The 13826-nt window shown below is 68.9% G+C and carries 10 protein-coding genes; 2 read left to right on the top strand and 8 right to left on the bottom strand.

What is annotated here, in order from left to right:
- Nucleotides 1–49: 49 nt before the first annotated feature.
- The 8 genes from ABE85_RS05695 to queF all read right to left on the bottom strand — a co-directional run bounded on the left by ABE85_RS05695 (nt 50) and on the right by queF (nt 8614).
- Complete coding sequence (locus ABE85_RS05695) at nt 50–2056, bottom strand: ATP-binding cassette domain-containing protein (protein ID WP_067271029.1); 2007 nt, start codon at nt 2054–2056, stop codon at nt 50–52.
- A complete protein-coding gene (gene prmB, locus ABE85_RS05700) occupies nt 2053–2964 on the bottom strand; it encodes a 50S ribosomal protein L3 N(5)-glutamine methyltransferase (protein WP_067271032.1) in 912 nt (303 codons plus the stop codon). Before prmB ends, ABE85_RS05695 begins: the two co-directional genes overlap by 4 nt.
- The gene (gene dapE, locus ABE85_RS05705) at nt 2961–4112 is read right to left on the bottom strand and encodes a succinyl-diaminopimelate desuccinylase (protein ID WP_067271036.1); all 1152 of its coding nucleotides are present in this window, start codon (nt 4110–4112) and stop codon (nt 2961–2963) included. Before dapE ends, prmB begins: the two co-directional genes overlap by 4 nt.
- A gap of 48 nt (nt 4113–4160) precedes the next feature.
- Complete coding sequence (locus ABE85_RS05710; RefSeq protein ID WP_067281971.1) at nt 4161–5327, bottom strand: PilT/PilU family type 4a pilus ATPase; 1167 nt, start codon at nt 5325–5327, stop codon at nt 4161–4163.
- A gap of 142 nt (nt 5328–5469) precedes the next feature.
- Complete coding sequence (gene dapD / locus ABE85_RS05715) at nt 5470–6288, bottom strand: 2,3,4,5-tetrahydropyridine-2,6-dicarboxylate N-succinyltransferase (protein WP_067271040.1); 819 nt, start codon at nt 6286–6288, stop codon at nt 5470–5472.
- A 117-nt stretch (nt 6289–6405) separates the two neighbouring features.
- The gene (gene dapC / locus ABE85_RS05720; protein WP_067271043.1) at nt 6406–7668 is read right to left on the bottom strand and encodes a succinyldiaminopimelate transaminase; all 1263 of its coding nucleotides are present in this window, start codon (nt 7666–7668) and stop codon (nt 6406–6408) included.
- A 65-nt stretch (nt 7669–7733) separates the two neighbouring features.
- Complete coding sequence (locus ABE85_RS05725; protein ID WP_067271045.1) at nt 7734–8159, bottom strand: SET domain-containing protein; 426 nt, start codon at nt 8157–8159, stop codon at nt 7734–7736.
- A 23-nt stretch (nt 8160–8182) separates the two neighbouring features.
- Nucleotides 8183–8614 (bottom strand): preQ(1) synthase, encoded by a 432-nt coding sequence (gene queF, locus ABE85_RS05730; protein ID WP_067281975.1) that lies wholly within the window; start codon nt 8612–8614, stop codon nt 8183–8185.
- 357 nt (nt 8615–8971) lie between these two features.
- Between queF and smc the strand changes: the two genes are divergently transcribed.
- Nucleotides 8972–12484: a chromosome segregation protein SMC gene (gene smc / locus ABE85_RS05735; RefSeq protein WP_067271048.1), complete on the top strand. Its 3513-nt coding sequence runs from the start codon at nt 8972–8974 to the stop codon at nt 12482–12484.
- 67 nt (nt 12485–12551) lie between these two features.
- Complete coding sequence (locus ABE85_RS05740; protein WP_067271050.1) at nt 12552–13667, top strand: cell division protein FtsZ; 1116 nt, start codon at nt 12552–12554, stop codon at nt 13665–13667.
- Nucleotides 13668–13826: the final 159 nt, after the last annotated feature.

Here is a 13826-nt window from a genome sequence, read left to right on the forward strand (position 1 = left end):
GACAGGTGTCGCCGGGGCGTTCATGCGGGGAGTGGGAATGACGTCGGACTCAGCCGGTCGCCTGAATCGCGTCTACCTGCTCGCTGAGCTCAAGCCAACGCAGTTCGGCGACTTCGATCTCGTCGCCGATGGCCTTCAGGCGCTTGCCGGCGTCGGCGATCTGCGCGGGCGTGCGGCCCGCGCCGGACAACTGGCCTTCAAGCGCGGCGCGCTCTTCCGCCCAGGCCTTCATGCGCGCGTCGATCTGCTCCATCTCCTTGCGCAGCGGACGGGTCTGCTCGGACAGCTTCTGCCGGGCCTGGCCGCTGAGCTTGCGGTCGTCGCGCTTGACAGGGGCGGGCGGCGGCGGCGCGACGACCACGGGGGCCGCAGCCACCGGCGCGGGGGCAGGCGTCGCGCTGCTGGCGCGCGCGCTGCGCAGCGCCTGCTTGGCCTCTTCCTTCGCCAGCTTCGCGGCTTCCTTGGAACGGTCCAGCAACCAGCGCTGGTAGTCGTCCAGGTCGCCGTCGAAGGGGGCCAGCTTGCCGTCGGCCACCAGCCAGAACTCGTCGCAGACCTCGCGCAGCAGCGCGCGGTCATGGCTGACGAGCATGACGGTGCCCTCGAACTCGTTGAGCGCCATCGACAGGGCCTCGCGGGTCTGCAGGTCCAGGTGGTTGGTCGGCTCGTCCAGCAGCAGCAGGTTGGGGCGCTGCCAGACCAGCATCGCCAGCACCAGGCGGGCCTTCTCGCCGCCGGACAGGCTGCCCACTTCCTGGTTGACCATGTCGCCGACGAAGCGGAACTGGCCGAGGAAGTCGCGCAGCTCCTGCTCGCGGGCGTTGGGGCTGACCTCCTTGGCCAGCCGGATCATGTGCATCAGCGGGCCCTCGTCGGGCCGCAGCACGTCCATCTCCTGCTGCGCGAAGTAGCCGATCGACAGGCCCTTGCCTTCGGTGATGGTGCCGCCCATCGCGCGCTGCATGCGCGCCACCGTCTTCACGAAGGTGGACTTGCCCTGGCCGTTCGCGCCCAGGATGCCGAAGCGCTGGCCGGCCAGCACCGAGCGGTCGATGCCGCGCACGATGACCTTCTCGCTCTCGTCGGTGTCGTAGCCCACCGAGACCGTGTCGAACATCAGCATCGGATTGGGCAGGTTCAGCGGCTCGCGGAACTCGAAGCTGAAGTCCGACGCCATCATCACCGGCGCCAGTCGCTCCATGCGCTCGAGTGCCTTCACGCGGCTCTGCGCCTGCTTGGCCTTGCTGGCCTTGGCCTTGAAGCGGTCGATGAACTTCTGCAGATGCGCCATGCGCTCCTGCTGCTTGCTGAAGGCCTGCTGCTGCTGGAGCATGCGCTCGGCGCGCATGGACTCGAAGGCCGTGTAGTTGCCGCCGTAGCGGTGCAGCTTGGCCTCGTCCAGATGCAGCGTGACCTTGGTGATCGCGTCCAGGAACTCGCGGTCATGGCTGATGATGATCATCGTGCCTTCATAGCGCTGCAGCCACGCTTCCAGCCAGACCAGGGCGTCCAGGTCCAAGTGGTTGGTGGGCTCGTCCAGCAGCATGAGGTCGGACGGGCACATCAGCGCGCGCGCCAGCTGCAGACGCATGCGCCAGCCGCCGGAGAAGCTGTTGACCGGCGCATCGACCTGCGCGCCCTTGAAGCCCAGGCCCATCATCAGCGCCTGCGCGCGGGCGGGGGCGTCGAGGCTGCCCGCGTCCATCAGTTGCGCGTAGGCATCGGCGATGGCGTGGCCGTCGTCGGCCGCCTCGGCCTCGGCCAGCGCCTTGCGCGCGGCCATCAGGCGGACGTCGCCCTCCAGCACGAACTCGGTGGCGGGCATCTCGGTCTCGGGCATGTGCTGCGCCACTTCGGCGAGCGCCCAGTGACGCGGGATCTCCACGTCGCCCTTGTCGCTGTGCAGGCGATCGGTCAGCAGCGAGAACAGGCTGGACTTGCCCGCGCCGTTGCGGCCCACCAGGCCGACCTTCTCGCCGGGTTGCAGCACGACGCTCGCGTCATCGAGGACGACCTTGGTGCCGCGGCGCAGCACGACGTTGCGCAGCGTGATCATGGGGAAACTCCTTGTGTGTCGCTGGGGTCGTCATGGCCGAAGCCCGCGGCGACCAGCGCCTCTCGGGTCAGCAGCAAGACCTGGTCCTCGCCGGCGGAGGTCTCCAGCCAGGCGGATTCAAGTCGGGGGAAAGCGGCTTCGAAGAACTCGCGCTCGTTGCCGATCTCCAGGACCAGCACCGCGTGCGGCGTCATCCGCTCAGGCGCGTCGGAGAGCAGCCTGCGGATGAAGTCCATGCCGTCGGCGCCGCCCGCGAGCGCGAGCTCGGGTTCGGCGCGGTACTCGTGCGGCAGCGCCGCCATCGAGGTGCTGTTCACGTACGGCGGATTGCACAGGATCAGGTCGTACGGACCTTGCGCCGGCGCGAGGCCGTCACCCTGCAGCAGCCGGATGCGGTCACCCAACTGATGGCGCTCGACGTTGATCGCCGCGACCGCGAGCGCATCGGCGCTGAGGTCGATCGCGTCGACCGCGACGTCCGGCCAGGCCATGGCGGCCAGCACGGCCAGGCTGCCGTTGCCGGTGCACAGGTCCAGCACGCGGGTGGTCTGGTCGGACAGCCACGCGTCGATGGTCGCGTCGGCCAGCAGTTCGGCGATGAAGCTGCGCGGCACGATGGCGCGCTCGTCGACGTAGAACGGCACGCCCTGCAGCCACGCTTCGCGTGTCAGGTAGGCGGCGGGCTTGCGCGTCGCGATGCGCTCGGCGACGAGCGCCTCGACCTTCGTCCGGCCCGCGTCGTCGACGGCGTCGGTCTCGTGCGCGTCCAGCGTGTCCAGCGGCAGGTCCAGCGCCCACAGGCTCAGCCAGGCGGCCTCGTCGAAAGCATTCGTCGTGCCGTGCCCAAACGAAACGCCCGCCTCACGGAGGCGGGCGGCCTGGGCCTCGATCAATTCCAGCAGCGTCACAACAGCAGATTCTCCAGGGTGCGCCGGTAGATGCGCGTCAGCGGCGCGATCTGGTCCAGCGGCACGTATTCATCGATCTTGTGGATGCTCGCATTGAGCGGTCCGAATTCAACCACCTGCGGGCAGAGCTTGGCGATGAAGCGGCCATCCGAGGTGCCCCCCGTCGTGGACAACTCGGCGGACACGCCGGTCTCCGCCTCGATGGCCGCGCTGATCGCAGCCGACAGCTCGCCCACCGGTGTCAGGAAGGGCTCGCCGGACAGCGTCCAGTCCAGCGTGTACTCGAGGCCGTGGCGGCCCAGCAGCGCATGCACACGCTGACGAAGCGAACCGGGCGTCGATTCGGTGGAAAAGCGGAAGTTGAAGTCCACCACCATCTCGCCGGGGATCACGTTGCCGGCACCGGTGCCGGCGGCGATGTTGGAGATCTGGAAGGTGGTCGGCGGGAAGTAGCGGTTGCCATTATCCCATTCGCTGACGGCCAGCTCGGCCAACGCCGGCGCGGCCTGGTGGACCGGGTTGCGCGCCAGCTGCGGATAGGCGACATGGCCCTGCACGCCGATCACGCGCAGCTTGCCGGAGAGCGAGCCGCGGCGCCCGTTCTTGACGGTGTCGCCGAGGCGTTCGACCGAGGTCGGCTCGCCGACGATGCAGTAGTCGAGCCGCTCGCCGCGGTCGCGCAGTCGCTCGACGCAGACGACGGTGCCGTCACGCGCCGGACCTTCCTCGTCGCTGGTCAGCAGGAAGGCGACACTGCCGCGATGGTCAGGGTGCATCGCCGCGAAGTCTTCGGCGGCGACGACCATGGCCGCCAGCGAAGTCTTCATGTCCGCCACGCCGCGTCCGTACAGGCGGTCGCCGCGCACGGTGGGGACGAAGGGATCGCTGGTCCACTTCGAGAGATCGCCGGTGGGCACGACGTCGGTATGGCCGGCGAAGACCAGCAGCGGACCGTCGGCCGACTGGCCGCGGCGCACGGCCCACAGGTTGCTGACGTGGAAGTCGTCCGGCCCGCTGTCCATGCGTTCGAGCGTGAAGCCCGCGCCGGCCAGCCGCGAGCCGATCAGTTCCAGGCAACCGGCGTCGGCCGGCGTCACCGAGGGGCGGGCGATCAGCTGCTCCAGCAGCGCGAGGGTCAGGTCGTCCATCGGTGGTCGGTCGTCGGGATCGTCGCTGCCTTCAGGGCCTCGCAGGCCTCAGCCCGGCTGCACGTCCAGCGTGATGGAGGTGAAGTTGGCGGTGTCCTCGGCCGGCTCTTCCTTTTTGGTCGCGCCGGGGCCGCCGGGCTTGACGCCGGGACCGTCGTTCTGCAGGCGCCAGAGCAGGTTGGTCGGCGAGTCGGCGAAGGCCAGGCCTTCCTCGCGCGTGATCGTGCCGTCGGTGATGAGGCGGGCGAAGTGTTCCTCGAAGCTCTGCGAGCCCTCGGCCATCGACTTCTCCATCGCCTCCTTCACGCCGGCGAAGTCGCCTTGCTCGATCAGCTCGGCCACCAGCTTGGTGTTCAGCAGGATTTCCGTGACCGGGACACGGCCGCCCGCGGCGGCGCGCACCAGGCGCTGCGAGACCACCGCCTTCAGGCCGGCGCCCAGGTCGTTCAGCATCGCCGGGCGCGATTCCGGCGTGTAGAAGGACATGATCCGGTTGAGCGCGTGGTAGCTGTTGTTGCCGTGCAGCGTGGCGACGACCAGGTGACCCGACAGCGCGTACGAGATCGCCGCGGTCATGGTCTCGCGATCGCGGATCTCGCCGATCAGGATGCAGTCCGGCGCCTGGCGCAGCGCGTTCTTCAGCGCGATCTGCAGCGACGCCGTGTCGCGGCCCACCTCGCGCTGGTTGACCAGCGAGCGCTTGTTGGTGAACAGGTATTCCAGCGGGTCCTCGATGGTGAGGATGTGGCCGGTCATCGTCTGGTTGCGGTGCTCCAGCATGGACGCGAGCGTGGTGCTCTTGCCGGTGCCGGTCGCGCCGACCATCAGGATCAGGCCGCGCTTCTCGGTGATCAGCTTGGCCAGGATGGGCGGCAGGCCCAGGCTGTCCAGCGTCGGGATGACGTGCGGGATGTGCCGGAACACGGCCGCGATCGAGCCGCGCTGGCGGAAGCCCGACAACCGGAAGCTGCCGACCTTGGGGATGGAGACGGCGAGGTTCAGTTCGCCGTTGGCATCGAGCTCGGCCAGATGCTGCGGATCGATGACCTCGGAGATCAGCGCGCGCGGCTGGGCCGGGGTCAGGAGTTGATCCGACAGCTGCAGCATCTGTCCGTTGATCCGGATCAGCACCGGCATGTTGGCCGACAGGTAGGTGTCGGATGCGCCCTTTTCGGCCATCAGGCGCAGGATGCGCTCCATGTTTCCCGTGCTCATCTCCATCCCTTCTTGCCGACAACCCTGTCCGGCATCCTAAGCGTTGTATTCACCAAGCGGAGCCCTGAGTCCGGCTTCGCCGGACACATGGGCTCGCCCCCTCCTGAGGGGGCCGGCGTCAGCCGGTAGGGGGTGGGCCCAATTACGCGCGCAGCAGTTCGTTGATGGACGTCTTCGCGCGGGTGCCGGCGTCGACCTTCTTGACGATGATGGCGGCGTACAGGCTGTACTTGTCGTTCTTCGGCAGGCTGCCGCTGATCACGACGGAGCCCGCCGGCACGCGGCCGTAGGAGACGGTGTCCGTCTCGCGGTCGTAGATCGGGGTGCTCTGGCCGATGTAGACGCCCATCGAGATGACCGAGTTCTCCTCGACGATCACGCCCTCGACGATCTCGGAACGGGCGCCGATGAAGCAGTTGTCCTCGATGATGGTCGGGTTGGCCTGCAGCGGTTCCAGCACGCCGCCGATGCCGACGCCGCCGGACAGGTGGACGTTCCTGCCGATCTGCGCGCAGGAGCCGACGGTGGCCCAGGTGTCGACCATCGTGCCTTCGTCGACGTAGGCGCCGATGTTGACGTACGACGGCATCAGCACGACGTTCTTCGCCATGAAGCTGCCGCGGCGCGCGACGGCCGGGGGCACGACGCGCACGCCGGCGGCGCGCAGCTGTTCGTCGGACTGGCCGCCGAACTTGGTCGGGACCTTGTCGAAGAAGGTCATGTCGCCGGCGCCCATCTGGCGGTTGTCGTTCAGGCGGAAGGACAGCAGCACGGCCTTCTTGACCCACTGGTGCACGGTCCACTCACCGACGGCCTTGCGCTCGGCCACGCGCAGCGTGCCGGCGTCCAGTCCGGCAATCACTTCGTCCACCGCGGCCCGCACTTCGGGGCTGTTGGCGGAGGTCAGGTTGGCGCGGCCTTCCCAGGCGAGGTCGATGATGGATTGCAGGTCTTGCGTCATGGTGCGGAGGGGTTCGGGGAAAGAGGGTGGATTCGGGGCGAATGCGGGGTGGATGCGTGAGGCGTATTCGCGAAGCGGATCGTGGGGCGGACGGTGGGGCGGACCGGCGGGGCCGGATCAGGCGGACGTCTTGAGTGGCTTCACGAAGGAGACGATGCGATGGGCGGCTTCCAGGCATTCGGCCTGTTCGGCCACCAGCGCCAGGCGGATGCGGCCGGCGCCGGGGTTGATCCCATGGGCGTCGCGGGCCAGCAGGCTGCCGGGCAGAACGCCGACATTGTATTGAGCGAGCAGCCCCTGGGCGAAGCCAATATCGTTACCGTCTGGCACGGCCGCCCACAGGTAGAAACCCGCGTCGGGCAGGGCGACGTCCAGCACCTCGGCCAGCAGCGGCGTGACGGTGGCGAACTTGGCGCGGTACTGCGCGCGGTTGGCGACGACGTGGTCCTCGTCGTTCCAGGCGGCGATGCTGGCGGCCTGGATCATCGGGTTCATCGCCGAGCCGTGATAGGTCCGGTACAGCAGGAAGCGCTTGATCCACGCGGCGTCGCCGGCGACGAAGCCCGAGCGCATGCCGGGCACGTTGGAGCGCTTGGACAGGCTGGTGAACGCGATCAGGTTGCGGAAGTCCGGACGACCCAGTTGCGCGGCGGCCTGCAGGCCCGACAGCGGGGCGGCGTCGGGGCCGTCGCGGAAGTAGATCTCGGAGTAGCACTCGTCGGAGGCGATCACGAAGCCGTAGCGGTCGCTGAGCTCGAACAGCGTCTGCCATTCGGACAGCGGCATGACGGCGCCGGTCGGATTGCCGGGCGAGCAGACGTACAGCAGTTGCGTGCGCGACCAGGTCGCCTCGTCGATCTGCGACCAGTCGGGGGCGAAGTTGCGCGCCGGGTCGGAGTTGGCGAAGGCGGGCGTCGCGCCGGCCAGCAGCGCGGCGCCTTCGTAGATCTGATAGAACGGATTGGGGCAGACCACGGTCGCGCCGGGGCGGGACGGATCGATCACCACCTGCGCGAGGGCGAACAGCGCCTCCCGCGACCCGTTGACGGGCAGGATCTGTGTGGCCGGGTCGAGGCTCAGTGCATAACGCCGCTGCAGCCAGCCGGCGATGGCCTCGCGCAGCGGCAGTTGACCGGCAGTCGCCGGATAGCCGGACAGCCCCTTGAGGTTGGCCATCAGCGCGTCTTCGACCAGCTTCGGTGCCGGGTGCTTCGGCTCCCCGATGCCGAGCGAGATCGGACGGTAGTCGGGGTTGGGAACGATGCCCTTTGTCAGGGCGCTCAGCCGCTCGAACGGGTAGGGGTTCAGCAGGGCCAGGCGGGGATTGACCGGTGGATGGACCGGCGGTTGGACCGGCTGCGAAGCAGGGGTGGAGCTCATGCGCGGAATCATAGGGCGACGGGACGCCGCCCCTGGTACTTACGTTGACAACGCAGACTTGCCGATCAGAGTGAACCGCGGCATCCGGGCGCGCCACAGCGGCACGTCAGGCGACCCTCGTGATGCGTGAGGCCGTAGTCGACGGTGATCTCGTCGCCGGCCTGCAGATCGCGCAGCGCGAAGAAGCTGATCTCGCCGTCCTCGACCTGGATGCGGGCGTTGGGCGAGCAGCTGTGGTTGGTGAAGCGCATCGCATCCTGCGAGCGGCTCGCGTCGATCGCCCGCGCCGGCGACAGCTCGACCAGCATCAGCCGCTGGCTCTCCTGCGCGCGGCGCCGCGCCTCGGCGACGGTGATCGATTCGCCGGTCAGCAGGCCCAGCCGCGTGAAGGCGGGGACGGCCTCGGCCGCGAACACGCCGTAGCCGTCGATGCGGCTGCGCTTGAGCGCGACCGCGACGAACTGCGTGTCCGGGTCATAGGCGAGGGCCATCCTGTGATGCCAGGCTCAGCCGCTCAGCGCAGCAGGCCGGTCTCGAAGCCGTGCGCCGGCAGGTCCACCGCGGGCAGCGGCTTCCAGCCCTTCTTGCGGTGCTCGGTGACGACGTTCGTGTAGATGCCGCCGCGCACGTACCACTTCGCGGTGATGCGGATGAAGCGCGGGTTCGTGACCTTCACGATGTCCTCAAGGATGGTGTTGGTCACCTTCTCGTGGAACGCGCCCTCGTCGCGGTAGCTCCAGAAGTACATCTTCAGGCTCTTGAGCTCGACGCAGTACTGGTCCGCGATCATGTCGATCGTGAAGTGCGCGAAGTCCGGCTGGCCCGTCAGCGGGCAATGGCAGGTGAACTCGGGGATCTGGAACTGGATGACGTAGTCGCGTTCCGGCGCCGGGTTGGGGAAGACGTGGATCTCCTTGCTCGGGCGGCTCGGCGGATTGGGCGGCATGTCGCGCATCTTGGGCGGCACGGCGGTGTCCGGCTTGACGTTCTTCGCCGCCTTGATCGGCTCGACGAACTTCAGCGCCTTGGAGGCCTTGGGCGCCTTGGCGGCCTTGGCGTCGCTGGCTTTGGAAGGGGAAACGGCGGCCGGCGCGGCCGGCTTGGCGGAGGGGTTCTTGGCCATGGGCGGGGGATGAATGCGGGTGGCGGCCGGGTCGCTGCTTCAGAGGGCGGCGGCGGCCGGAATGCGAAGGGCGCGATGGTATCATCCGCCGCGAATCGAGCGCCCCGTGAAGGGGCGTTTCCACAATCAAATCAAAGGCTTAGATCACGTGAGGGCCACAGGGTCCGGTGATCCCACCCGATGCGACTGAACTCGATCAAGCTCTCGGGCTTCAAGTCCTTTGCCGATCCGACGACCTTCCAACTGCCCGGGCAGCTGGTCGGCGTGGTCGGCCCCAACGGCTGCGGCAAGTCCAACATCATGGACGCGGTGCGCTGGGTGCTGGGCGAAAGCAAGGCCAGCGAACTGCGCGGCGAGTCCATGCAGGACGTGATCTTCAACGGCTCGGGCAACCGCAAGCCGGCCAGCCGGTCCAGCGTGGAACTGGTGTTCGACAACACCAGCGCCCGCGCCGGCGGCCAGTGGAACCAGTTCACCGAGATCGCCGTCAAGCGCGTGCTGACCCGCGACGGCACCAGCAGCTACTTCATCAACAACCAGCCGGTGCGCCGCCGCGACGTGCAGGACGTGTTCCTCGGCACCGGCCTGGGGCCGCGCGCCTACGCCATCATCGGCCAGGGCACGATCAGCCGGATCATCGAATCCAAGCCCGAGGAACTGCGCATGTTCCTCGAGGAGGCCGCGGGCGTCTCCAAGTACAAGGAACGCAGGCGCGAGACGGAACTGCGCCTGCGCGACACGCGCGAGAACCTGACCCGCGTCGAGGACATCCTCCGCGAGCTCAACAACAACCTCGAGAAGCTGGAGCGCCAGGCCGAGGTCGCCGCGAACTACCGCAACCTGCAGGAGCAGGGCACGCTGAAGCTGCACCAGCTGTGGTTCCTGAAGCACCGCGACGCGGCCGGCGAGGCCACGCGGGTGAAGACCGAGCACTCGGAGGCGGTCAACGCGCTCGAGGCCAAGATGGCCGAGCTGCGCCAGCTCGAGGCCGAACTGGAGACCATCCGCCAGGCCCACTACGGCGCCGGCGACGAACTGCACGTCGCGCAGGGTCGCATGGCCGAGGCGCAGATGGAGGTCAGCCGGCTCGAGGAGCGCATCCGCTACGTCGTCGAAGGCCGCCAGCGGCTGGAGCAGCGGCTCATCGAACTGCAGGCGCAGAACCAGCAGTGGCAGGACCGTGCCGGGCAGGCGCAGGTCGAGCTCGAGGACGTCGCCACGCAGATCGCCCAGGCCGAGGAGCAGAGCGAGATCCTCGCCGCCCAGGCCGAGGAGCAGGCGATGAAGCTGCCCGATGTCGAGGACCAGGTGCGCGCCGCGCAAGGTCGCGCCAACGAGCAGCGCACGCAGGTCACGCAGGTCCAGCAGCAGATCCAGGTGCTGGCCGCGGAGAGCCGCAGCGTCGACGAGCAGCTCAAGGGCCTGCGGGGCCGGCGCGAGCGCCTTGCGCAGGAGCGCCAGGGTCTGGCCGCGCCGCAGCACGACAAGCTCGACGAGGTGAAGCGCCTGTCGGTCGCCGCCGATGAACAGCAGGCCGTCGCCGATGCGCGTCTCGCGGAACTCGCCGAGGCCGCGCCCGCCGCCGACGAGGCGCGCCAGCACGCGCAGCGCGAATCGCAGCAGCAGGCCGCGAAGCTGACGGACATCGTCGCCCGGCTGACCGCGCTGCGCGCGCTGCAGGAGAAGGTGCAGACCGAGGGCAAGCTCAAGCCCTGGCTGGCCAAGCACGGCCTGCAGGACATCAAGGGCCTGTGGACGCAGCTGCACATCACGCCGGGCTGGGAGAACGCCCTCGAGGCCGCGATGCGCGAGCGCATGGGCGCGCTGTCGGTCGGCCGGCTGGAGACGGTGCAGGCCTTCGCGTCCGATCCGCCGCCGGCGCGGCTCGCGTTCTATTCGCTGCCCAGCGGCGAGATCGTCAACACGCACCGCGCGCTGTCGCCGCTGAGCGACCTGCTGAAGCTGGAGTCCAACGGCCTGAAGGCGCTGCTGAACGACTGGCTGGAAGGCATCTACACGGCGGAGTCCATCGGCGATGCGCTGGCGCAGCGTCCGAAGCTGAGCCACGGCGAACTGATCATGACCCGCGAGGGCCATGCGGTGAGCCAGTTCGCGGTGAGCTTCTACGCCCCGGACAGCGAGACCGCCGGCTTGCTGGCGCGCGCCCAGGAGATCGAGAACCTCGAGCGCGAGCAGCGCGCGCAGACCCTGATCGCCGATGAGGCGCGCGCCCAGTCCGTGCGCGCCGAGGCGGTCTACACGGACGCGTCGCAGCGCCTGGCCGTGGTGCGCCGCGAGGCGTCGGAAACGCAGGCCCGAGCGCACCAGCTGCAGGTCGAGTTGCTGCGCCTGGCGCAGCAGACCGAGGCCGCCGTCGCGCGCCGCACGCAGCTCGACGACGAGCTCGGCGAGATCGATGCGCAGAACGAAGCGCTGATGGAACGCCGCATGGAAGGCGAGGCGCGCTTCGAGGAGCTGGACCTGCAGCTCGCGACCACGCAGGAGAAACACGCCGAACTCGACGACGCGGTGATCAACACCGAGCGCAAGCTCACGGAGGCCCGCGAGCACCAGCGCGTGCTGGAGCGGCGCGCGCAGGAAGCGGTCTTCAGCGCCCGCTCGCTGGCGGCCAAGCGCGGTGAACTGCAGCGCGGGATCGAGACCTCGCGCCAGCAGATCCAGGTCAACGAGCAGACGGTGCAGAGCATGGCGCAGGAACGCGCCGAGCTCGACGACGCCGCCGCGCAGGCCGGCCTGCAGGATGCCTTGGCGCTGAAGATGGAGCGCGAACAGGCGCTGGCCGTCGTCCGGGCCAACTACGACGACCTCAGCCTGCGCCTCAAGCGCAGCGAGGAGCAGCGCATGACGATCGAGCGCGCGCTCGAGCCGCTGCGCGAGCGCATCACCAAGCTGCAGCTCGACGAGCAGGCGGCGGCCCTCGGCGGTCAGCAGTTCATGGAACAGCTGGTGGCGCAGAACGTCGACCTGGAGGCGCTCGCCAGGAGCGTCGAGGACGGCGCCGTCAAGCTCTACGGCCTGCAGGGCGAGATCGACCGCATCAACCGCGAGATCGCAGCGCTGGGCGCGGTGAACCTCGCCGCGCTCGACGAGCTGGGCGCCGCGCGCGAGCGCAAGACCTTCCTCGACTCGCAGATGGCCGACCTCACCAGCGCGATCACGACGCTGGAGGACGCGATCCACAAGATCGACCTGGAGACGCGCGACCTGCTGGGCTCGACCTTCACGCAGGTCAACGAACACTTCGGGCGCATGTTCCCCAGCCTGTTCGGCGGCGGGCAGGCCAAGCTGGTCATGACCGGCGACGAGATCCTCGACGCCGGCGTGCAGGTGATGGCGCAGCCGCCGGGCAAGAAGAACTCGACCATCCACCTGCTGTCGGGCGGCGAGAAGGCGCTGACGGCGATCGCGCTGGTGTTCGCGATCTTCCAGCTGAATCCGGCGCCGTTCTGCCTGCTCGACGAGGTGGACGCGCCGCTGGACGACGCCAACACCGAGCGCTATGCGCGGCTGGTGTCGGAGATGAGCAAGATCACGCAGTTCCTCTTCATCTCGCACAACAAGATCGCGATGGAGATGGCCAAGCAACTGATCGGCGTGACGATGCAGGAACAGGGCGTGTCGCGCATCGTGGCGGTGGACATGGAATCCGCGCTGGCGATGGCCGAGCAATGAGAATGACGACGGTGTCCGCGACGCACAAGGCACACGAGGCGCGCGGGACCGCAGGAGCAAATGAGCGATGACGACGGACTGGAACCTGACGACGCTGTTGGCCGCGCTGGGCGGCGTGGTGCTGGTGGGGCTGCTGGCGCAGGGCTGGTGGAGCGCGCGCAAGGCGGGCCCGCGGCGCGCCGAGGCCATCGTGCCGGCGGGCGATCGCCAGGAGCCGAGCCTGGGCGCCGGCGGCGCCGCGGCGGGCCAGTCGACCGTCACGCTGGACGGCACGGCCGACGGCGAGGCGGTGGACTCGCGGACGATGGACCTGCGCACGCTGGACGAGACCGTGCCGGCGATGGCGCGCGCACGCAAGGCGTCGACGCGGATCGACGCGCTGATCGATGCGATCGCGACGATGACGCCGGAGTCGCCGGTGAGCGGCGAGATGGCGCTGTCGCACCTGCCGGGCAGCCGGCGCGCGGGCACCAAGCCTTTCCACATCGAAGGCCTGAACGCGGACAGCGGCGAGTGGGAACTGCCGCATCCGGGCCAACGCTACGGTGAGTTCCAGGCGGGACTGCAGATGGCCAACCGGAGCGGGGCGCTCAACGAGATCGAGTATTCGGAGTTCGTGCAGAAGATCCAGGGCTTCGCGGACGGCATCGGTGCGATGCCGGAGTTCCCGGACATGCTGGACGTGGTCGGCCGGGCGCGAGAGCTCGACCAGTTCGCGGCGGGTCACGACGCGCAGCTGGCGATCGTGCTGAAGGCGCGCGGCGCGGCGTGGACGCTGGGCTTCGTGCAGCAGGGCGCGCTGCGCCACGGCTTCATGCCCGGATCGATTCCCGGCCGCCTCGTGATGCCGGCGGGCGAGGACGGGGCGCCGCCGCTGCTGACGTTGAACTTCGACGCCCAGGCGGCGCTGGCGGAGGACCCGCAGGCCTCGTCGCTGCGGGAGCTGACGCTGTCGCTGGACGTGCTGCAGACGCCGGAGGCGCTGGAGCCGTTCGCGACCTGGCAGGAGTCGGCGCGCAACCTGGCGCGCGACTTCGAGGCCGATGTCTGCGACGACCGCAACCAGATCCTGAACCTGCACGCGTTCCAGTCGATCGGCCAGGAGTTGTCCGAACTCTACAAGTCGCTGGCCGCGCGCGATCTCGCCGCGGGCAGCCCGGTGGCCAGGCGCCTGTTCAGCTGATCGCGGAACGCGTCTTCGACTGAGAAACGGGCACCCGCTAGGTGCCCGTTTCTCATTCCGGCCGGTGTTCTTCTTGACGTCCACTGGCCGGTTCAAACAGCCAGGCGCAAATTCGTGTCATCACGACTCCGTGTTCATCTAGGTCGCGAAGCAGTTCGT

This window comes from Mitsuaria sp. 7 (assembly GCF_001653795.1).
Classification (GTDB): Bacteria; Pseudomonadota; Gammaproteobacteria; order Burkholderiales; family Burkholderiaceae_C; genus Roseateles.